At 43.6% G+C, this 22,272-nt stretch carries 17 protein-coding genes; 13 read left to right on the top strand and 4 right to left on the bottom strand.

Going from position 1 to position 22,272, the window contains the following annotated elements; genetic code table 11:
• The first annotated feature begins 114 nt into the window (after positions 1-114).
• From DN068_RS10845 to DN068_RS10835, 3 genes are all read left to right on the top strand, one after another.
• On the top strand, positions 115-1,152 hold the full coding sequence (locus tag DN068_RS10845; RefSeq protein WP_110998933.1) for a 2-oxoacid:ferredoxin oxidoreductase subunit beta: 1,038 nt from the start codon (positions 115-117) through the stop codon (positions 1,150-1,152).
• A gap of 107 nt (positions 1,153-1,259) precedes the next feature.
• Entirely contained in the window at positions 1,260-2,768 is a 1,509-nt protein-coding gene (locus DN068_RS10840) for a lipopolysaccharide biosynthesis protein (protein ID WP_243630214.1), read from the top strand.
• 36 nt (positions 2,769-2,804) lie between these two features.
• Positions 2,805-3,227: an SRPBCC family protein gene (locus DN068_RS10835; RefSeq protein WP_110998932.1), complete on the top strand. Its 423-nt coding sequence runs from the start codon at positions 2,805-2,807 to the stop codon at positions 3,225-3,227.
• Between the two features lie 189 nt (positions 3,228-3,416).
• Here DN068_RS10835 and DN068_RS22370 read toward each other — a convergent pair whose 3' ends face one another.
• The gene (locus DN068_RS22370) at positions 3,417-4,280 is read right to left on the bottom strand and encodes a helix-turn-helix transcriptional regulator (RefSeq protein WP_243630213.1); all 864 of its coding nucleotides are present in this window, start codon (positions 4,278-4,280) and stop codon (positions 3,417-3,419) included.
• A 148-nt stretch (positions 4,281-4,428) separates the two neighbouring features.
• Between DN068_RS22370 and DN068_RS10825 the strand changes: the two genes are divergently transcribed.
• The 7 genes from DN068_RS10825 to DN068_RS10795 all read left to right on the top strand — a co-directional run bounded on the left by DN068_RS10825 (position 4,429) and on the right by DN068_RS10795 (position 14,519).
• Positions 4,429-6,471 (top strand): BatA domain-containing protein, encoded by a 2,043-nt coding sequence (locus DN068_RS10825; RefSeq protein ID WP_110998931.1) that lies wholly within the window; start codon positions 4,429-4,431, stop codon positions 6,469-6,471.
• Between the two features lie 9 nt (positions 6,472-6,480).
• The gene (locus tag DN068_RS10820; protein WP_110998930.1) at positions 6,481-7,758 is read left to right on the top strand and encodes a dihydroorotase; all 1,278 of its coding nucleotides are present in this window, start codon (positions 6,481-6,483) and stop codon (positions 7,756-7,758) included.
• A complete protein-coding gene (locus DN068_RS10815; RefSeq protein WP_110998929.1) occupies positions 7,745-8,257 on the top strand; it encodes a DUF4199 domain-containing protein in 513 nt (170 codons plus the stop codon). Before DN068_RS10820 ends, DN068_RS10815 begins: the two co-directional genes overlap by 14 nt.
• 27 nt (positions 8,258-8,284) lie before the next feature.
• Positions 8,285-9,256, top strand: coding sequence for a glycosyltransferase family 2 protein (locus tag DN068_RS10810; RefSeq protein ID WP_110998928.1), 972 nt, complete (start codon positions 8,285-8,287; stop codon positions 9,254-9,256).
• Between the two features lie 197 nt (positions 9,257-9,453).
• On the top strand, positions 9,454-11,961 hold the full coding sequence (locus DN068_RS10805) for a TonB-dependent receptor (RefSeq protein ID WP_110998927.1): 2,508 nt from the start codon (positions 9,454-9,456) through the stop codon (positions 11,959-11,961).
• 41 nt (positions 11,962-12,002) lie between these two features.
• Positions 12,003-12,794 (top strand): DUF4197 domain-containing protein, encoded by a 792-nt coding sequence (locus DN068_RS10800; RefSeq protein WP_110998926.1) that lies wholly within the window; start codon positions 12,003-12,005, stop codon positions 12,792-12,794.
• Between the two features lie 39 nt (positions 12,795-12,833).
• Complete coding sequence (locus DN068_RS10795) at positions 12,834-14,519, top strand: DUF349 domain-containing protein (protein WP_110998925.1); 1,686 nt, start codon at positions 12,834-12,836, stop codon at positions 14,517-14,519.
• Positions 14,520-14,985: 466 nt separating this feature from the next.
• Here DN068_RS10795 and DN068_RS10790 read toward each other — a convergent pair whose 3' ends face one another.
• Both DN068_RS10790 and DN068_RS10785 read right to left on the bottom strand, forming a co-directional pair.
• Positions 14,986-15,534, bottom strand: coding sequence for a TlpA family protein disulfide reductase (locus DN068_RS10790; protein ID WP_110998924.1), 549 nt, complete (start codon positions 15,532-15,534; stop codon positions 14,986-14,988).
• A gap of 32 nt (positions 15,535-15,566) precedes the next feature.
• Positions 15,567-16,343 carry a class I SAM-dependent methyltransferase gene (locus tag DN068_RS10785; RefSeq protein WP_110998923.1) on the bottom strand — a complete coding sequence of 259 codons (777 nt, stop codon included), beginning with the start codon at positions 16,341-16,343 and terminating at the stop codon, positions 15,567-15,569.
• Between the two features lie 44 nt (positions 16,344-16,387).
• Here DN068_RS10785 and DN068_RS10780 point away from each other — a divergent pair, with 44 nt between their 5' ends.
• Complete coding sequence (locus tag DN068_RS10780; RefSeq protein ID WP_110998922.1) at positions 16,388-19,669, top strand: ATP-dependent helicase; 3,282 nt, start codon at positions 16,388-16,390, stop codon at positions 19,667-19,669.
• 123 nt (positions 19,670-19,792) lie between these two features.
• On the opposite strand, the gene DN068_RS10775 is transcribed toward DN068_RS10780, so the two are convergent.
• Positions 19,793-20,701: a polyphosphate kinase 2 family protein gene (locus DN068_RS10775; RefSeq protein ID WP_110998921.1), complete on the bottom strand. Its 909-nt coding sequence runs from the start codon at positions 20,699-20,701 to the stop codon at positions 19,793-19,795.
• 134 nt (positions 20,702-20,835) lie between these two features.
• On the opposite strand from DN068_RS10775, the gene DN068_RS10770 reads away from it, so the two are divergent.
• Both DN068_RS10770 and DN068_RS10765 read left to right on the top strand, forming a co-directional pair.
• The gene (locus tag DN068_RS10770; protein WP_110998920.1) at positions 20,836-21,225 is read left to right on the top strand and encodes a hypothetical protein; all 390 of its coding nucleotides are present in this window, start codon (positions 20,836-20,838) and stop codon (positions 21,223-21,225) included.
• Between the two features lie 113 nt (positions 21,226-21,338).
• The gene (locus DN068_RS10765; RefSeq protein ID WP_110998919.1) at positions 21,339-22,262 is read left to right on the top strand and encodes a transporter family protein; all 924 of its coding nucleotides are present in this window, start codon (positions 21,339-21,341) and stop codon (positions 22,260-22,262) included.
• Positions 22,263-22,272 lie beyond the last annotated feature (10 nt).

Genomic DNA, 22,272 nt, shown 5'->3' with positions numbered 1-22,272 from the left:
ACATACAGAAACCAGCATAATATGCTGTAAATTTGCTGCGCTATAGAAACCTAGGTGTCTAGAAAACACATTAAGGTTTCTTGATTTTTGAATTATTTTGATTTTACGATACAAATGAGTGACATAGCAGTACCACAAACACCCGCGCTGACAGCAAAAGATTTTGCAACAGATCAGGAAGTGCGTTGGTGTCCGGGTTGTGGCGATTATTCTATCCTGGCGCAAGTGCAGAAAGTAATGCCTACCCTGGGAATTCCTAAAGAAAACTTTGTAATCATTTCCGGTATCGGTTGTAGCTCGCGCTTCCCGTACTATATGAATACTTTTGGTATGCACTCCATTCACGGACGTGCTACTGCCATCGCTTCTGGTCTCAAGGCTTCCCGCCCGGATCTGAGCGTTTGGATTGTAACCGGTGACGGCGATAGTCTGAGTATCGGCGGTAACCATACCATTCATCTGTTGCGCCGCAATTTTGACGTGAATGTGCTGTTGTTCAACAATCAGATTTATGGTCTGACCAAAGGTCAATACTCTCCTACTTCCGAAGCAAATAAGGTAACGAAGAGTACGCCAATGGGCAGTCTGGATCATCCGTTCAATCCGCTGGCATTGGCGATGGGGGCAGATGCAACCTTTATTGGTCGCAGTATGGATCGTGATCCAAAACATCTGCAATACATGCTGACCCGTGCACACAAACATCATGGCGCTTCATTCCTGGAGATCTATCAAAACTGTAACATCTTTAACGATGGTGCATTTGAGATTTTTACCGAAAAAGGAACAAAACTGGATCAGGGTCTTTTCCTGGAACAAGGTCAGCCACTGTTGTTTGGCGCAAATAAAGAAAAAGGTATTCGTCTGGATGGTTATAAACCGCAAATGGTAAATCTGGCTGATGGTTTCAGCGCTGATGACCTTTGGATCCACGATGAAGATGATTTTTATAAAGCGCAAATGCTGGTTCGTTTCTTTGATGATCCGCGCGAAGAAAATCACCTGCCGCGTCCGTTTGGTGTGTTCTATGCAACAGAGCGTCCTACGTACGAAGATGAAATGGCGTTGCAGTTAGAAGAAGCGCAGGCTGTAAGAGGTTTCGGTAATCTCGACAAACTGCTGGAAGGTAAAGAAACTTGGATAATTGAGTAAAATATAATCAGGTCTTCGACTTGGTACAAATGGTTAATTCAATAATTGGGTAATGGTCTGATTTTTGGATTAACCATTTTTTTAACGAACAATAATAAACTACAGCATTGGGATCATTAAAGAGCCTGGCAGGACAAACACTCTGGTACGGATTAAGTTCTATCGCGGCCAGATTTTTGGGCTATTTGCAAACACCTATCGTTACATATCTCCTCAGCAATCAGGCAGGGCGCGAAGCCTACGGTGATTTTGGGGTGTTGTATTCCTGCATTTCACTCGCTAATATCCTGTTTACTTATGGAATGGAAACGGCGTTTTTTCGCTTTGCATCTTCTGGCGAGGACAAAGAAAAATTGTTCCGTACTTCCTTTGGTTCTTTATTGTTGAGCACAATTGTATTGAGTATTATTTGCGTCTTATTGCGCAAGCCAATGGCTCATTTTGTGGACATGGACGCTCACCCGGAATATATCACCTGGTGTGTGATTGTAATTGCGCTTGATGCACTTTCTACTATACCTTTTGCAAGATTGCGACAACAAGGCCGACCGAAAAAATATGCTGCAATCCGTTTCGTCAGCATTTTCGTCAATCTGGCTTTCGTTATTTTCTTTATCTATTTCAGTCAGAAATATGCGGCAGCACATCCCGAAGCGGCATATTCCATTTGGTATAATAGCCATAGTGCTGCCGGGCTTTTGGTCCTTGCAAACGTAGCCCAGTCGGCTGTCACGTTTATTTTGCTGTTTAATGAATGGAAAGATTTCCGCTTCCCGATAGACAAAGAGCTCTGGTTAAAACTCTGGAATTACGCATCACCGATGATCATTGTTGGACTCGGTGGCATGGTTAACGAAACGGTGGATAGGATTATGCTGCTGAAGCTTAATTCGCATACAGTTGATATTGCAAAGTCAGAAGTAGGTATTTACAATGCCAACTATAAAATAGCCATCTTTATTACGCTGTTCATTCAGGCATTCAGAATGGGTGCAGAGCCATTTTTCTTTAATCAGGCTGCTGATAAAAACGCACCAAAGACATATGCCCGTGTGATGAAATGGTTTGCAATAACCGTTTGTCTCGCGTTCTTATTTACCGGTCTTTTCCTCGATGTCTGGAAATATATGGTTGGCCCGGCTTACCGCAGTGGATTAGGTGTAGTGCCCATCCTGTTGTTTGCGAATGTCTGCCTTGGTATTTACTACAATCTTTCCGTTTGGTATAAGATCACAGACAACATGCGCAAGGGCATGTACATTACGCTGATTGGCGCGGCAATTACGTTTGCCATCAACTTTGCCTTTGTACCGACTTATGGCATGTATGCCTGCGCATGGGCCACGTGTATCTGTTATTTCGCAATGATGATTATGTCTTATTTCTGGGGACAGAAATACTTTTTTGTGCCGTATGCTACTAAGAAAATACTCAGTTATATGGTAGTGATGCTATTGTTGTTTGCAGTACAGAGAGGCGTTAGTCATTTCACACATTCATTTGCATTGCGCCTGACCTCAGGTATTGTTTTAATGGGCTTATTCCTGCTGCTGGTGCTCCGTGTTGAGAAAGAAGAAATGAAGAAAATGCCTTTCATCGGTAAATATATTAAGTAGCTTTCTTTAACTTGAAACACCAAAATCTTAATCACTGTGGCACGCAATATTTCCCGCATCACAATTAATGCACCCGCAGATAAAGTCTGGAACACACTCACGCAACCTGAGCTTGTAAAGCAGTGGCAGTATGGTAGCGATGTAATCACCGATTGGAATGCCGGAAGTGAGATTCGCTTTCGTACGGAATGGGAGGGAAACGTGTACGAACAATGGGGCAAAATTCTGGAAGTACGCAACCATGAACTAATCAAATATTCTTTGTTTGCCCCACGTCCTGATCTCGAAGACAAGCCGGAAAATTACTTCGTGATGCATTATGTTTTAACGCCTGAAAATAATCAGACCAAGCTTGAGATTATTCAGGAAGACAATCGTCCGAATGCGGTACAGGAAGCTGATCAAGGCGAGGAAAATCCGATTTTACAAACACTGAAAACCATCGCGGAAACGCATTGAATCTCTGAAGGTTAATTTTTGCGGACTTCAACTCCGCTCAGTATGATAAGTGAGTTGTCAGCTGTGAGTACTCGCTCGCGTTTGAAACCCCCTAGGGGTTGTTGCGAGGACGAGGTACGAGGACGTCGCAATCCGATTTCGCGTTTTTAATAAAATAAGTTCAGGTGAAAATGTGCCGGCATTAGACGTTTACGCCAGCAATTCACAAGGCTTCAACCCCGTTGCTTTCTTAAATGCAGTACTGAAGTGGGAGATACTGCTAAAGCCTAATAAGTTTGCTACGTCGGAAACAGAATGCTCCTGGCCTTTCAGCAATTCTTTAGCTTTTGAAATACGTAGCTCTTGCTGGTATTCATGAATCGTTTTACCCGTTAACGCTTTAAAGCCTTTCTTCAGATAACATTCATTCATGGCCACTTTGCGGGAAAGTTCCTTAATCGTGATCGGCTGATCAAAACGTGTATCGAGAATCATTTTCGCTTCGCCGATTTTGTCACGTTCTGTTTCATAAGCGAGGAAACGACAAGCCGGAACCTGACAAACTGTAAATGGAACGGCAATGCTTTCCAGCGAACGACGCAGCAAATGCAGCGACAGTTCTGTCTGTTGCAGTGATTGCAGGAAATCAGTAAGGCCAGTGGCTTGTTGCAGTTGCGTCAGTAAAGAGCGTGTCTGTGCACAAATAGTAAACTGCTGCTCCGTCGTTTGATCGAAACGGAACGGTGAATTTGCCATCAGGCTTTCAGCCGGATACTGATCGAAAAATGCAGGTAAAAACTGAATCCAGGAAACGTGCGCAGTATATGCTTTGCTTTCATCATGCTGCAGATAAAGCAGTTGAAGGCAGAATTGATTGTCGTCTATCGGGAAAAGATAAAGACAGGCATGTTCTTCCGGTAGCGTAGTTTCCGTAAAAGCGATATCCAGATAATCCACATGTACCGAATGGCTCACGCGAATCTCTTCGCGGTTCAAAACCTGCGCCTGCTGGCCGAGAAACCGGTCGAGCGGGGTATTGGTATGAATGGAAATGATATCTTTTACTAAACGCACGACGCAAATTTACGGGTTTGGGCCATTCAACGGTCATTTGCATTGTTATAGGGGTGTAAATAGTTGTGATATCATCGAAAATTCTGTTGTCTGTCGTTCAAATTCCAGTTGCTTATAAACCAATCAAGTATTCACTTATATTTGTTAGGTGAGCTTTCTGTATCCTTTATTTCTTGTTGCGGGTTTGTCGCTGGCGATACCGGTGATCATACACCTGTTTAACCTCCGGCGCTATAAAACGGTACTTTTTCCGCATACCCGCTTTTTAAAAGATATTCAGCTCAATTCGCGCAAACAGAGTCAGATACGTTACAAATGGCTACTTGCTTTGCGACTTTTATTTCTCGCCAGTTTAATATTGGCATTCGCGCAGCCGTTTCTCAATAAAAATACCGCTGTAGAAAAAACGGATAGACTACAGGTTATTTACATTGATAACTCCAACAGTATGGCGCTTAAAAAAGGAGCCAGAAGCTTGTTGGATATCGCCAAGGAGGCCGCGCAACGCCAAATCAGAAATGCGCGCCCGGGAAGTAAGTTTCTGCTGCTTTCTAACGACAAACCTGCCAGTTATCAGCCAATGCAGGCGGATAAAACACTTATGGCAATCAGGGATATGAGCGGTACATCAGCATCGATGCCATCTGCTAAAATTCTGACTTCTGTACAGAGCCTGATGCAGAGCGAAAGCCAATCTGCTGCAGATCTGTATTATTATTCCGATTTTCAGCAAACAGCATTTTCGGCAACGCCAGATCAGTCATTGCTGCGCAATATTCAATTTCATGGTATCCCGGTTCAGGTCGATGCGGCACAAAATATTTATATCGACACGGCTTATTTGCTGTCACCGGTTTTATTAGCAGGTCAGAATAATCAGATTGTGGTTCGGACCAAAGCGATAGGAACACTTCCGAAAGAATCGCCGATTCTGCAATTGACAGTAAACGGGCAGGTAAAAAGCGCTGCTTCGCTAGGTTTCGATGAGCAAAAAGAATCAATAGATACGGTTTCTTTTCAACCAAATGATGCGAGCTGGCAAAAGATTGCGCTCACGATCAACGACGCTTCCGTTCGTTTTGATGATACATTCCGCATTACCGCGAGAAGCGCACCCGGTCTTTCGGTTTTGGTACTGAATGAATCACAGGTCAATCCTTATATACAAGCCGCGTTCCGCGCCTACAACGGTTTTCGTTTGACGCAATCCGATATTTCTGCGGCGCCAACGGATTTCAAAGATTACAATCTGGTTATCCTGAATGGCATTACGCGTTTGGATGCAGGTCTGGCGAAAAATCTTTCTGCTGCTTTACAAAAAGGCCAGAGCATTTGCATTTTTCCAGCGAAAACAGGCAATTTCGATGCATTGAATGAAGGTTTGCAAATACTCGGTGATATCCGTATCGCTGGCGTTGATACTGCAACACAAACTGTAGCAGGTTTGCAGCAGGGCAATGATCTTGTAAAGGATCTTTTTGAAAGAATTCCGGAGAACGTACAATTGCCGGTAGCCAACTGGCATTACATCGTTCACGCGGGGCTCAACGCCAATCAGCAATCTGTTTTGAGTTTCCGTAATGGTGATCCTTTTCTGGCAGGTTATCATCCATACAAGGGTGCATTATACATCTGCGCTAGCGCGATAGATCAGGTTTCCGGCAATTTTCAGGGGAGCTATTTCTTTGTGCCATTCCTTTATCAGATGGCTGCACAATCGAAAGGAAGTGATATTTATGCAATCTCTGTTGGCGCACAACAACCGGCCTGGTTGCCGCTCAATAATGCTGACGAACGTAATATGGTGCATATTCAGGGCGACGGGCTTGATTTAATTCCGCCGCAGCGCCCAAATGGTGCAGGACTGGATGTTTTTGTTGACCAGGTATTGTCTCAGCCCGGGTTCTACAAGCTGGTAGCACAAGGAACCGATCCGGTATGGATCGCGCTAAATGGCGATCGTGAAGAATCAAACCTGGAAGTCTGGACGTTGGCCGCATTAAAAAATCAATGGAAGGGTGATAACATAAAATGGCAGGAAGTTGGAGACACGGGCAGTTTTACAGCAGATAACGGATGGCGCAGCTTTCCGCTTTGGAAAGTTTGTGTAATTTTGGCCCTGTTTGTGCTGGTGGCTGAAACCTTGGTTCTGGCCGGCAGTTTCCGAAAATCAGACATTGCTGCTCAATAGTTTTTTTATATGCGCATAATCATCCGTCAGGCAAGAGTACTCGATGCTCAGTCCGATTATAATAATCAAATCGTAGATATCCTCATAGAAGATGGTGTTATTACTGAAATCGCTGCTTCGCTTGATGTAGAAGCGGAGAAGGTCGTGGAAGGAAAAGGTATTTGCGTAAGTCCGGGTTGGGTAGATATTTTTGCAGATTACCGCGAGCCAGGATATGAGCATAAGGAGACGATCATCAGTGGTTTGGATAGCGCGGCAGCGGGCGGTTTTACGCATGTGCTCGTGACACCAAACACCAATCCTGCTATCAGCGATAAGTCAACCGTACAATATCTGGTTAGTAAAGCCAATGGTCATGCGGCGCAGCTGCATCCGATCGGTGCGGTTTCTAAAGAAGCAGAAGGTAAACAGCTGGCTGAAATGATGGATATGCAACGTCATGGCGCAGTTGCGTTTTCTGACGGCTGGAAGCCAGTTCAAAATGCCGGTCTTTTCCTGAAAGCACTCGAATATGTAAAAGCTTTTGACGGAACCTTAATTCAGGTGCCGGTTGACGCGAGTCTTTCCGCTGGCGGACTGATGCATGAAGGTCCGGTTTCTACACAAATTGGTATGGCCGGAATGCCTGATCTTGCAGAAACGATCATGGTACACCGCGATATTGAACTGTTGCGTTACACTAATTCAAAACTGCATATTACCGGTATTTCGTCTGCCGCTTCTGTTGATATGATTCGCAGAGCGAAAGCGGAAGGTTTACAAGTGACTTGTTCGGTAACGCCCTATCATCTGGCCCTGACCGATGAATCACTCCGTGGTTACAGCAGTCTGTATAAAGTGAATCCGCCATTGCGCAGCGAGGCCGACAGGCAAGCATTGATCGCAGGTCTTAAAGACGGCACGATCGACGTTATTGCGAGTCATCACCGGCCACAGGAATGGGATGCCAAGGCAAAAGAATTTGAATACGCTTCCGATGGTATGAACATTCAGCAAATAGCGTTCAACATCGTTTGGGAAGCGCTCAAAAATGAAGTTTCACTGGAAAGAATTGTTGATGCATTTGGCGCAGCACCGAGAAAAGTCTTCGGTTTTGATAACGCTCAAATTAACAAGGGGAAAAATATAGAAATTACTATATTTAGCCCGGAAGAAGAAACCCACCTGAAGAAAGATAACTGGAAGTCTTTGTCTAATAATAATCCTTTTGGTGATAAGCTGACAGGGAATATTTACGGCATCATTAATCACAATAAATGCAATCTGAATCAATATGAAAAACAGTAAGAATCTTCACATGACCTATGGGCTGGTGATCGCGCTTGCCATGATTGTTATCAATGTAATTTTATACGTTGCAGGGCTGGCGTTTAAACCGGGAATGGGCAATATCCAGTACGGCGTGATGTTGGTTGGCATCATTCTCAACGCAGTGGCTTTTTCAAAAATGAATGATGGCTACGTTACATTCGGACAAGTGTTCGCAAGCTGCCTTAAAGCAAGCGCCATTATTACGCTTATATTATTAGTTTGGGGTTTCCTGTCGAATATGATTTTCCCGGAAATGCAGGAGAAAGGACTGGAGATTGCGCGTGAAAAAATGACCGAAAAGGGGATGACAGAAGAGCAAATCCAGCAGGGAATTGATATGACGCATAAATACTTTAAAGTATTTATGGTGGCAGGGATTGTTTTTATGACGATGATAGCCGGGGCCATATTTTCCGCAATCGGCGCTGCCGTTGCTAAAAAGAAAGGCGCTCCGCCGGTAATGCCTAATCTGTAATTTCTATTTTCCCGTATTTTGCATCCAATGTTAGACATTTCTATCGTCGTACCGCTTTTTAATGAAGAAGAATCGCTGCCGGAACTTGTGGACTGGATTGAACGTGTATGTAACGAGCATGGTTATTCATATGAAGTAATCATGGTCGATGACGGCAGTACCGATGATAGCTGGCACGTGGTTGAAAAGCTTTCTGCTCAGTATGATCAGGTACGCGGTATTCGTTTTCAGCGTAATTATGGTAAAAGTGCGGCTTTAAATGAAGGTTTCAAAGCTGCAGTCGGCAACGTCATCATCACAATGGATGCTGATCTTCAGGATAGCCCGGATGAAATTCCGGAGCTCTACCGGATGATCACCGTTGATGGTTTTGATCTGGTAAGTGGCTGGAAAAAAGTCCGTTATGATAATGCAGTAACTAAAAATCTTCCTTCCAAACTTTATAACGGCGTCAACCGCTGGGTTTCGGGCATTAAGCTGCACGATATGAACTGCGGTCTGAAATCGTACAAAAGAAAGGTTGTAAAGAGTATAGAAGTGTATGGCGAAATGCACCGTTTTATTCCAGTGCTGGCGCAATGGGCCGGGTTCCGGAAGATCGGTGAAAAAGTAGTTGTACACAGACCGCGCAAATACGGTACCTCAAAATTTGGCTGGGAACGTTTTATCAATGGATTTTTGGATCTGTTGTCTATTCAGTTTATTTCCCGTTTCGGCAAAAAACCAATGCACTTCTTCGGTCTTTGGGGAACAGTGGCTTTTCTGGCTGGTTTCTTTATTACCATCTGGCTGGTCGTTGAAAAATTATTCTTCGAAGGAAACCTTAGTAATAAACCAGCATTTTACCTGGCGTTGACCACAATGATCATCGGTACGCAGTTTTTCCTTACCGGTTTTATTGCCGAATTGGTTTCTCGTAGCGCAGCCGATCGCAATAATTATCTTATCGAACAACGGCTTGGTTGGGACGAAAAACTTCCCATTGAAGAAAATCAATAACGTATTGTCAATACAATGATTATATATAAAAGCCGCATTTTGCGGCTTTTTATTTAACAATTTTTTATTTATTCAGCTTTAATCCTTTATCGCTTATTTCCGTCAATTTTGCCTGTCCTTAGCGTACGTAAATATTTTACGAACATTATAATTAATAGCATGTTTTGCCGCTATGGACGCACTCCAAACAAACTTAGATGAAACGTTTTATTACGCTCCTTTCCCTTACCGCAATTGCCTGTATTTCTGCTCCAGCATTGGCACAAACGCCGGGCTCGCAGGGTGGAAGAGCGGCAGCAGCACAACAGACCGGAAAATTATTCGGACGGCTTGTTGATTCAAAGGGGCAGCCAGTTGCTTATGCAACTATTACATTATTACGCGCCGATTCTTCGGTGGTAAATGGCGATCTGACGAAAGACAATGGTTCCTTCACAATTGAGCCTACCGGCGTGGGTAAATTCCATCTCCGCATCAGCGCCATCGGTTTTCAGCAAAAATTTGTTGAAGTCGTAATGACCCCTGACAACCCGGAAAAAGATCTCGGTAAAGTACAGCTTGGTGCTTCAGCCACCCAATTGAAAGAGGTAAATATCACTGCCGAAAAGCCAATTATGGAAATGGGCATTGATAAGAAAACATTCAACGTAGAAAAAAATATTACAACTGCCGGCGGTAGTGCATCTGATGTGTTGCAGAACGTGCCTTCTGTTTCAGTAGACGTCGACGGTAATGTAAGTCTGCGCGGTAAAGGTGATGTAACGATTCTGATCGATGGTAAACCCGCAACCTTGCTGGGCGGCGACGCGGCTTCTGCATTGCAGAGTATGCCGGCCTCTAGTATTTCAAGTGTAGAAGTTATTACGAACCCTTCTGCGAAATATGATGCGCAGGGTATGACTGGTATCATCAATATCATTACGAAGAAAGACAACAAATTTGGCTTTAATGGCGTGGCTTCCCTTGGTGCTGGTACGCGTGACAAGTACAATGGTAGCCTGAACCTGAACTTGAGAAACAAAAAGTGGAATTTCTTTGCCAACAGCAGTTTCCGTCTCAACAGTAACTATAACCGCACTACAAGCCGATTGGACCAGAAGATGAATGATACTTCATCTTACAGTTATGAAAACAATCACCGCAAGTTTGATGGCTTTTTCAATACGATAGGCGCAGATTATACACTCGATAATAATAACTCCTTTACACTGACGGAGAACATCAACAAGATGCATTTTGGTGGTGACGGACCGGCGTATTATCAACTGTTTGACGCAGGCAATATGTACATGCAGCAGAATCGCTATACAGACCGCGAAGGTGGACCGTTTTCCCTTTCTTCATCATTGGATTACAAACATAAATTCCACAAAGAAAAGCGCGAATTAACGGCCAATGCAACCTATTCCAAAAGCTGGATGACAATGAAACAGACTTATCTTACCGATACGTTTGATCATGCGGAAAATCCAATTTCAGGACAGTATTATCAGAATTCCCCAAGCTCTGGCTCTAACGCCAGTTTCAGCGGACAAGTTGATTTTACAACACCGTTGCTGACGAAGAATGGCAAGTTTGATGTTGGTGTAAAAACACAATTATTTTCGTTTGAAAGCAGCAATAATCCAACGATTACAAATCCGGCCGGAGATGTAGCGGTTGACAGTGTTTTGTTGAACGGGTACCGTTACACGCAAAAGAACTATGCTGCTTATGCAAACTTCAGCGATCAGTTTGGTAAATTCAATTATCAGGCTGGCCTGCGTTTTGAAGATGCGGAATACGAAGGGACAACTACACAGGCAAACGGAAAGACGTATACCAATAAATTTCCGAACCTCTTTCCTTCCGCGTTTGTGTCCTATAAATTACCACAAGACCAAAGCGTTTATCTGAGTTTTACACGTCGTATCAATCGCCCTGATTTTCGTCAGTTGATGCCATACCTTGATCTGTCTAACCCGCAGGAAGTAAGCTCTGGTAATCCTGATCTGAAGCCAGAATTTATCAACAATACAGAACTGAGCTATAACAAGCTTTTCAAGAAGGGACACAATTTCATTGCGAGCTTGTATTATCAATATACACAGAATCTGATTGCACAATATCGTTACTACGACGAAACAACAAACATCACTTATGTGCAGCCTCAAAATCTGAACAGTGGCGTTACTTACGGTTTGGAGCTGACTGGTAAAGCGCAGATCATGCCGATCTGGGATGCGACTTTAAACTTCAATTTCTTCCAGAATAAAATCATGGGTGACAACGTAGATCCTTCGTTAGACAACAGTGGTTTTAGCTGGTTAGGAAAAGCGAATACAAACATCCGTTTACCGAAAGGCTTTTCTATCCAGTTGAATGGAAATTATGAGTCACCGAAAGTTTCCGGACAGGGACATCTCGAAGATGCATGGTGGGTAGACGTTGCAATTCGCAAAAATCTCTGGGGTGGTAAAGCGAATATCGTAGCTAACGTCTCCGATATCTTCAATACCCGCAAATACACGACCGTTTACGATCTCGCAACGTATTACCAAAGCATTTACCGCGATCGCGAAACACGTATTGGCAATCTTACCTTTACCTACCGATTTGGTAAGGATACCAAAGCTGCGCCACGCCGTAAACAGAATAATCAACCGCAGGTGAAAGAACGCGATAACCTGAAAAGCGATGACAGTGATAGTCAGGGTGGATTTTAATTTGGCCGGCTTTTTGATAGTATAATTTGAAACAACCTTAAATGAAGAAGATATTTTTAAATGCCGCAATACTGGCCTCTTTTGCAGCGGTAAACCAGGCAAAGGCACAAAGTTTTAATGATCTGCTGAATCAGGCAAATCAGGTACTGAATTCCGCAACAAAAGGCAGTTCCAGTAGCAGTACTGGCACTACTAATTCCGGTGGCGGACTTAATCTTAATAACCTCAGTAATACAGACGTCGTTGGTGCATTGCGTCAGGCGTTGCAAATCGGGGCACAAAACGCATCAGGTCGTTTGTCTGCTGTAAATGGTTTCTTTGGGAATTCATTGATCAAAGTACTGATGCCACCAGAAGCGCAGAAAGTAGAAAATACATTGCGTCAGATTGGTATGGGGAGCATTGTTGATAAGGCAATTCTTTCCATGAACCGCGCTGCAGAGGATGCGGCGGGCAAGGCCGTTCCGATTTTTGTGAATGCAATAAGTACGATGTCGATCCAGGACGGAATGACTATTTTACAGGGTGGAAACGGCGCCGCAACGAAGTATCTGAAAGACAAGACAACTGCGTCGCTCACATCTGCGTTTCAGCCTGTAATTTCCTCTTCTCTGGGTAAAACCGGAGCAACTGCTTATTGGAGCAATGTTTTTAATGTTTACAATAAGCTTCCGACAACTATGAATAAAATTAATCCTGATTTGACTTCATATGTAACAGAACGGGCACTCAATGGTTTGTTTGTGAATATTGCAGATGAGGAGAACAAAATCCGAACCAATCCAGCAGCCCGCGTTACAGATTTGTTACAAAAGGTTTTCGGTGCACATTAATTAGAGGATAACGTTAAAAATATAGATATTAAGACTATATTGCAGAAAGAACAAGACACATTCACTGTTACTTATCCAAAAATGGAAGCGATTATGACTCAAGAAGCCAATGCAACTACCAACCAACTGCAAAGCTGGTGGGAAGGCGTCGTTTTTAATGGTAAAGAATTTTTCCAGCTCCGCGAAAATGGTGAACTCGTATTGAAGGCCACCACAACTCTTCCGGAGCGAATTATTACAACGTTGACTCCCGAAAATGCGGAAGCGACTGCAAAGGCGCTGATCGAGAAATTTTCGGAAGTAGAGGCTAAAGTAAAAGAACTGCGTGCCGAATGGGATGCCAGCGAAGAAAAGCTGAAGCTGATGGGCAAACTGGCCCGTACACGCGAGTATCTTTTACACAGCCACGCATTAGGCGACTTCAACAGTCTGATGGTTTCGCTTGATGACTTTGAAACGGTTGTCAACAAACTGGTTGAGGAGAATCATGCCGCAAAACTGGCGCTGGTACAGCAGGCAGAGGCAATCGTTCAAAATGATCAGTGGAAAGAAACAACACAAGCGCTGCGCGACTTGGCAGATCAATGGAAGCACATTGGTTTTGTAGACAAACAACGCAACGATGAATTGTGGAATCGTCTGGAAGCTGCAAGAAATACGTTCTTCGAACGCAAACGCCAGCATCAGGAAGGACAGGAAAAGGAAATGCTCCAAAATCTGGACCTGAAAATGGAACTGGTGGAAAAAGCAGAGAACAACGCGGCTTCTGAAGAATGGAAAGAAACAACGGAACTCTTCAAACAACTGATGGAACAATGGAAAAGCATTGGTCGCACGTTGCCGGAAAAAAATGAAGAGCTCTGGAATCGTTTTATCGCTGCAAAAAACGCGTTCTACGATCGTAAGAAATTGCATTTCGAATCTATTCAGCAAGAACAGGAAGCAAACTATTCAATCAAACTTGCTCTTATCGATAAAGCAGAAGGCATGAAGGAAAGTACTGATTGGACTGGTACTTCACAAGCTTATGCTGATCTGATGGAAGAGTGGAAAAATACAGGTCGTGTGCCGGCCGAAAAAGCGGATGAACTTTGGAACCGTCTGAACGCTGCCAAAGAACATTTCTTCCAGGCAAAACGCCACCATTTCGAAGCATTCCGTGTATCGCTTGAAGATAACCTTGCTCAGAAAATGGCTTTGCTGAAACGTGCTGAATCACTCAAGAATTCTACACATTGGCGTGAGTCAACGGAAGAGCTGAACGAGCTGATGACAGAGTGGAAAAAAATTGGTCCGGTGCCGCGCGAGCATAGTGATCGTATCTGGGAGGAATTTATTGCAGCACGCACTTATTTCTTCAACCGTAAAGATGCTGATCGTGAACGCCGCAAATCACAAGCAGAAAAGCAATTGGTGAGCCGAACACAGCAAACGAAAAACTTCCTCGTAAAACTGGAAGAAGAGCTGGAAGAAGAGCTGGGTAAACTGGAGGATTTTAAAGATGGATTGAATAATATCACCACAGGTCCGAAAGAAGAAGAACTCCGTCAGCATCTGCAAAAGCTGATTGCGCAAGGTGAACATAAGGTAAAACACAAGCAGGAAAAAATAGACGAAGTAAAGACACAGCTAAACGAATTAGAGACTAAAGCGGCGCACAACGCACCGAAAGATGATCACCACGCAAAAGAAGAACAAAAGAATAACGACGAAGAAACTGCTTAAAAGATAAAAAGAGAAAAGCTGCCAAGTGGCAGCTTTTCTCTTTTTATCGCTGATGTCTGATTTTTTGATCGGTGATTTTTGGCGCGAGTAGTGAGTAGGTCAAACGTGAAAAGTCAAACGTCAAATCTGCAATTGGTCAATGCTGCGCATGTTCAGCGGAGTCTCCCGACTTCGTCGTGGTGGACGCAAAACACAGCGGTCATGAGACGGCGTCCGGTGGAACGAAGTGGGAAGACTTCGCTCAACTGAAAAAACATTAGGTCCACATTGCGGGGGACATCTCCTGCCGTCGATGTGACAAACACGAGTAATTAAAACAGGCTGTCTCATTGAGACAGCCTGTTTCTATTTATGCTGAGGTGTTGTAGTAATTAAACTTGATGCTCGCGCTTTCATCCCGATGAAAGAGGGATATCGCGGAAAATGGGCCACTCACAGCTGACAACTCACAATTCACGAATCGGCATCAGCGCTCAGAAGCTTGATTCACTGCTTTGATCAGTACACTCATATTGGAGCCACCTTCGTAAACTTTTACGAGCATCTTATGTTTGTCATACACCGCGAGATAAGGGACGTAATTGGCGCCATAGAAATGCGGGAAAAAGAATTCATAATCCTTGTAGAGATGCATGTTTTTGAAATCGCTTACATGGTATTTCGCATCGAACTCTTTAGTAGCTGCGATGGTCATCGGCGTAAGCAAATAAAATTCCGCATTTTTCAATGAATCCATGTGGTCCATGATCTGTTGCGCCAGATGTTGACAATGGTCGCAATCAGGGCTGTAAAACATTAATACGGTCGGTTTTCCTTCGGGGATATTGTATGTATTGAAGATTGTGCTGCTGTCCATAGCCAGCAGATTAAATGCCGGAAGTTTCGGGAACTTTTCACATGGCAGCGAATCTCTTTTCTTTTCCTGTGGCGGAGTCTGCGTTTTGTTTTTTTGCGCTACAGTCATCTGACTGAGACCTATTAAAATAATACTTAAAAACAGTGCAAGCTTTTTCATAGGCCTAAAGATAGTACAGGTCCTCACAACCGTTAATGAAAAACTGTTAAATGTTGGGGTTCCGGTTTCTGAAACGTAATACAGTAAAAACGTCCTTTCCAGAATGTTTCCAGTGCCACATTTTTCATTTCAAACGGGATCATAGCCAGTGGCGGTCTTACCGCTTCTTTGCGATCGGTATCCTTTACTATGCTTTCCGTTTCGTCGGAGATCATGATGTGAGCGCCTTTCTTGGCTACACGTACCATTTCATCGATAGCGGCCTGTTTATCAGTAAAGAAATTAATGCCACCCACGTGAAAGACTGCGTCAAAATAGTTGTCTTCAAAAGGAAGAGCCTCTGCGCAACAGTTGATCAGTTCTGCATCGATACCCCATTTTTTCATGTTCTTGCTACATTTTTGCAGCATGCCGATAGAAATATCTACACCTGTGATTTCCAGGGTAGAAACATCCACGTCAGAAGGCAAGTAGTTCAAGCCCATGCCAGTGCCAATTGAAACGTACAGGATGCGGTCGCCATTTTTGATTTGCGTGCGAGACATAATCTCGCGGCGCGTTTCGGCAATCTGATTGCCATACATAACTTTGCTGATCACTTTTTCAGCGAAGTCATAACTGCCACCGATCCAGTTATACAGACGGGAATATTTTTCGTTGTTACCTCGCATATAACGGTCATGAAGCAATACCGGAATGTCCTTCAGCAGCGGGTAAGTGCGGCCGGTATGATCATTCACCACAGTGTTGATCTGGCGGTTCAGATAGCTGTGGTCGTAAACATCTATAAGAGGAGCAGTAGCGTACATGGCGTGTTATTTTAAGATTACAGCACAAATCTGAGATTTATAAAATGCTGTCACGATGGGGTTTCGGTGAAGAGCTTGGAGTTTTCGGTAAACAGCTCCAATTTGCAGGTGAATACAAACGGACGAAAGCCGGAAAAAGGGATATTTTCTGTAAATTAAAGGAGTATATGAGTCAGACGGAGCAACCATTTTTAAAGAGATATAATAAGCTAAATGCGCAACAAAAGCGGGCTGTAGATACGATTTACGGTCCAGTGATGGTGATTGCGGGTCCCGGAACGGGCAAAACAGAAGTATTGGCGATGCGTATTGCCAATCTGCTTCGAAGTGAAACACAAGTAAAACCTTACGAAATACTTTGTCTCACCTTTACAGATGAAGCGACAGTGGCCATGCGTCGTCGTTTGCTGCAGATTATCGGTGAAGATGCACATCGAGTGCATATTTATACCTTCCATGCCTTTTGTAACAATGTGATCCAGAACAATCCGGAGTATTTCGGGTTACGTGAACTGATGCCGATATCGGATCTGGAGCGGATGGATCTATTGTACAATATCATCGAAACATTACCGGAAGGACATGCCTTGCGTCGTCTGAAAGGTGATATCTATTATGACGCCAAAAATTTGCGCGCCCTCTTTGATCTGATGAAATCAGAAGACTGGAGTGCGCCATATGTAAGCGGCGCGATTGACATCTATCTTGAATCGCTTCCAGAGCGCGAAAAATACATTTACAAAAAAGCAAACAGCAAGAAAAATATTAAAGCCGGTGATCCCAAAACGGAAGATATCCGTAAGGAGGCGGAACGTATGGAACGTACACGCGCTGCGGCTTTGCTCTTACCCGAGTATCAGGCGCGTATGCAGGAAATGGGGCGCTATGATTTCAGCGATATGATTCTTTGGGTAATCAAAGCATTTAAGGAGCATCCGGAGTTTTTGCTGATGAACCAGGAGAAATTCCAATTTTTGCTGGTGGACGAATTTCAGGATACAAGTGGTGCGCAGAATGAACTGCTGACATTGCTTTCCGATTATTGGGAAGATCCGAACATTTTTATTGTAGGCGATGATGATCAGTCGATCTTTGAATTTCAGGGTGCGCGGCTGCAGAACATCATTGATTTTTACGAGCGTTATCAGAAGACTATTGAGGTGATTGTGCTGAAAGAGAACTACCGTTCATCACAAGCCATTCTGGACCGTTCTGCGGCTACAATATCCAGCAATCAGCAACGGTTGATCTACCAGCTGGACGCATTAAATCTGGACAAAAATATCGTTGCAGCAAACGATCGCTTTCGTGAGGAATCAATTATTCCTGCGCCAGTAGTAGCCTCTTACTTCAATGTTTTGCATGAAGAAGCCGATATCGTTTCACAGATAGAAATACTGCAGCAAACGGGTGTGCCGTTACAGCACGTGGCCATTCTTTATGCGCAGCACAAGCAGGCTGCGAATATCATTGCGATGCTGGAAAAGAAAAGCATTCCATATTGGGTAAAGAAACCCGTGAATGTTTTAGACCTTCCAATCATCCGGCAAATACTTAACATTTTTGAATACCTGTATCAGGAGCATCAGCAGGCATTCAGTGGTGAAGAGCTTTTGTTTCAGTTGTTGCATGCACCGTTCTTTCAGGTGAGCACATTAGATATTGCCACGCTAAGTCTTTATCTGCAGGAAAAAGAACGCAAGCACAAATACTGGCGATATCTGTTGCAGGATACCTTGCTGCTGGAAACGTTTGGGTTAATCAATCCGAAGCCATTATATAAGCTTGGTCAATGTCTGGAGAAATGGATTGGCGAGATGAGCTCGCTGACCTTGCCGATGCTGATGGAAAACATTTTGTATGACTCCGGCATTATTGGGCATTTGCTGAAAGGCAACAATCAGGTTTGGGACATGCAGGTAGTGCATACATTTTTTGATTTCGTCAAAGATGAATGCGATAAAAGACCGCGTTTGTCAATTCGGATGCTGCTGGAGATGATTGAGAAAATGGAGAAGGAGGGCATTGCGATTTCGATACAGAAGGTTGTGAAGCAAGAAAACGGCGTTCGTTTTTACACCGCATTCAGCGCCAAGGGACACGAGTTTGAACATGTGTTTGTTGTTGGTCTCACGAAAAATTTCTGGGAGAAAAAATCGGGCAACAACAGAGGTTTCTCATTGCCAGATACATTGACACGCGAAAGCCAAAGCGAAGAAGATGGAAGAGGGGCGGAAGAAGTGGCAAGACGGTTGTTCTACGTTGCGATGACCCGCGCGAAGAAACACCTGCATATTTCATTCTCCGAAAAAGATAATAAGCACAAAGATCTTGAGCCTTCTATGTTTATTGACGAGATCAGTAAAGACGATGAACGCGTAAAACGTGCCATGGACAATGAACATCTGATGACGCATTTGTCGGTCTCATTTATGCCGGATCCTCCTGTGAAAATAGAGCTCGCAAAAGCAGAACTGATCGATAAACGTCTCGAACAATTTGCAGTGAGCGTTTCCGCATTGAATAAATATCTGGATTGTCCGTTGTCTTTCTACTACGAATATATTCTGCGAGTGCCTGCTGCTAAATCAGACTCACTGGCATTTGGTACAGCGGTGCACTATGCGCTGGAGCAGTTGTTTAAAAAGATGATCAAAGACGAAGACAAGGAGTTTTTTGATAAGGATGAATTGCTGAAAACGTTCTATTTCGCGATGAAACGAGAGGAGGGCGCATTTACCGAATTGCAGTTTGGGCGCAGGATAGAGTTAGGAAAACAGATATTGGGCGAATATTATGATGAATACATTGACAGTTTCAACAAGCATGTAGTTGCCGAGTATAATATCTCGAATGTATCACTCGGAAATGTGCCGATAAAAGGGAAGCTTGATAAGCTGGAATTTGAAGGAAAGAATTGTGTGGTGATTGATTACAAAACCGGCAGTCCCGAATATTCTTCGCGCAATCAGCTGATCGGCCCAACTGAGGCAAACCCTGATGGCGGAGACTACTGGCGCCAGATGGTGTTTTATAAGATCCTGTTGCAAAACCATCCACCGGCGCGCGACTGGACTATGACGGCAGGCATATTTGACTTTATTGAGAAGAATAAGAAAGGTGAATTTGTCCGTTATACAGTGCCAATCGATGAGAACAGCGTGGGTGTGGTGAAAGCGCAAATTAAAGATGTTTATGAACGCATCATGAACAAAGAGTTTGACACTGGTTGCGGTAAGGAAGATTGCACCTGGTGCAATTTTGTGAAGACTTATGAATTGGTGAAGCCGACGATTACAGAGGATGTTGAGCTGTTAAAGGGGTAATTGGTTAAAGAGTTAAATCATTCGGTACGTTTATAAGTTGATACGTTTGTAAGTTGTCCCTCAGGATTTGTGGCTGTATGCAACAACGTTTTAACCTATAAACGTATCAACCTGTTACCTAAGCTATTTCTCATTCATCAACACATCATAAGCTTTGAGTAATTCATTTTTAGTTTCTTTCGAAACCTCAGGATAAGAGAGTTTCATTTTTTCAAATTCAGAATGGACAATCTTTCCAATCAATATCCGCATAAACCATTTGTCATCGGCGGGAATGATATACCATGGTGCATATTCAGTGGATGTATTGCTGAGCGCATCAGCATATGCCTCCTGATAATCATTCCAGCGTGCGCGTTCTTTAAGATCTGCCAATGAAAACTTCCAGTTTTTATGCGGGTTTTCAATGCGCTCCAGAAAGCGCTTTTTCTGTTCGTCTTTTGATACGTGTAAAAAGAATTTCATAATAATCGTCCCGTTCTCGAAAAGTGTTCTTTCGAAATTGCGGATCTGACGATAACGGGTTTCCCAGAATTTTTTATCGATGTCTTTTTCAGAATTGATTTCGGGCAGATTGGCGTTAAGAATCATCTCCGGATGCACTTTCGTGACCAGTACGTTTTCGTAATGGGAACGATTAAAAATGCCGATTTCTCCTCTCGATGGCAATTCTTTGTAATGACGCCAGAAATAATCATGTCCCAGTTCTTTGCTTGAAGGCGATTTAAAACTTACCACTTTTACGCCGGCCGGATTAAAACCAGACATCAGATGTCTGATCGTGCTGTCTTTTCCCGCAGCATCCATTGCCTGTAAGACGATGAGTACGCTGTATTTGCCTGAAGCATAAAGCTTATCCTGTAAAAGGGCTAATTCTTCAAGCCCCTCTTCAAGTCGCTTCGCTCCCGTTTCTTTATCAAACGGTTTATTTTTTTCGTCTGTAGTATAATCTTTCAGGGAAATCTCCTTGTCTGGTTTTACGAGATATCGTTTGATGTCTTTGTCGTCCCATTTACTTTTTTCTTTTCCCATGTGAATAATGTTTAGATGTTTGTTTCTGAAAACTACCAATCAGTAATTTAGCGAAAATGATTCGCTTTTGGTGGACAGAAAAAAATCCGGGTCTTTTTTCCTAAATCAAATTTCCAGCCACTACCTTTGCATCAATGCAAAAATTTATTGCGTTCATATTATTGCTCTGCGTCGGCTACCAGTGTACGGTAAAGCTGGGCGTAGTGGCTTGGTACGAATGGAATAAAAAATATGTGGCCCAGCAGCTTTGTGAAAACAAAGACAAACCACAGATGCATTGTTGCGGTAAATGTTACCTCCGCAAACAGCTCAACAAAGTAGACGAAGGCAACGAACAAAATACCGGTAAGAATCTTCCTTCCGTAAAATGGGATAAGATCGAAGTTTCGCCTTGCATCATTCCTGAAAAGATTGCCTTCAGCGTTTTCAATCCTTCCGAAGAAAAGACATTCCATAGTTATTTCCGTTGTCCGGCCGGATACGACCCGCTCTCATCCGTTTTCCATCCGCCGCTCTCCTGCTGATTTTACACGCGTTTATGCGCCTTTTTGTAGCTGTTTCTGACAATCAGAAGCTCATGCATATGCGTATAGTATTGCGCTCCATTCATTTATTGTAATCAGCAAAACATTTCAGGATGAAATATTTCCTTCGTTGTTTGCTGCTTGGCGTTCTGGCAACAGGCAATGCTTTGGCTTGCAATGTATGCGGATGCTCGGCGAGCAATCAATATCTGGGCATATTACCCCAGTATGAAAACCATTTTATAGGTCTCCAATATCAATACCGCAGCATCAACAGTACACATCCGGGCCTGCTTCCGAGTGATCCTAAAGAACCGTCGTCGGAATATTATAACACATTTCAGGTTTGGGGAAGGTATCATTTGAGCAAACGCGTACAGCTTTTTGCTTTTCTTCCGTATACCACAAATCTGCAGGTAAAAGATGGTGTGCGCACTTATTCCAGCGGCATCGGTGATGCTTCTGCGCTGGCCACAGTTTCTATTATTGCGCCGGAAAAGTATAAAGACAAGAAATGGCAGCAATCGCTCTGGGTTGGCGGCGGCGTAAAAGCACCGACCGGTAAATACACGGGTATTACCGAAATGGACAAACTCGGGTTGCCGAATACGCAGCCAGGAACTGGCTCCTGGGATTTTATCACCAATGCCAATTATACAATCCGTTATAAAAAAGCAGGCATTAACCTTGATGCAACTTACACACTGACGACGGCGAATAAATACGATTATAAGTATGGCAACCGTCTTGGTACCGGATTGATGGGCTTTTACTGGTGGCAGAAAAGCAAATGGAAGCTATTGCCACAGGCAGGTTTCCGTTATGAATATACGCTGCACGACTATGATAATTATTCCCGTCACTGGCTTAATGAGCAGACTGGCGGCAGTATTTTCTATGCATCAGCGGGAGCACAGGCTTATTACAAACAGTTTGGTTTGCAGCTGACTTATTCATTGCCCATTGCGCAAAACTATGCGGAAGGTAATGTAGTCACTAAAACACGTCTGGAAACTGGCTTTTTCTTTCTTTTTTAATTCAATACAG

Origin of the sequence: Taibaiella soli, assembly GCF_003236175.1 — a bacterium.
GTDB lineage: Bacteria > Bacteroidota > Bacteroidia > Chitinophagales > Chitinophagaceae > QKTW01.
The sequence above is the reverse complement of the archived record's forward strand: the minus strand, read 5'-3'. Positions and strand labels throughout refer to the sequence as shown.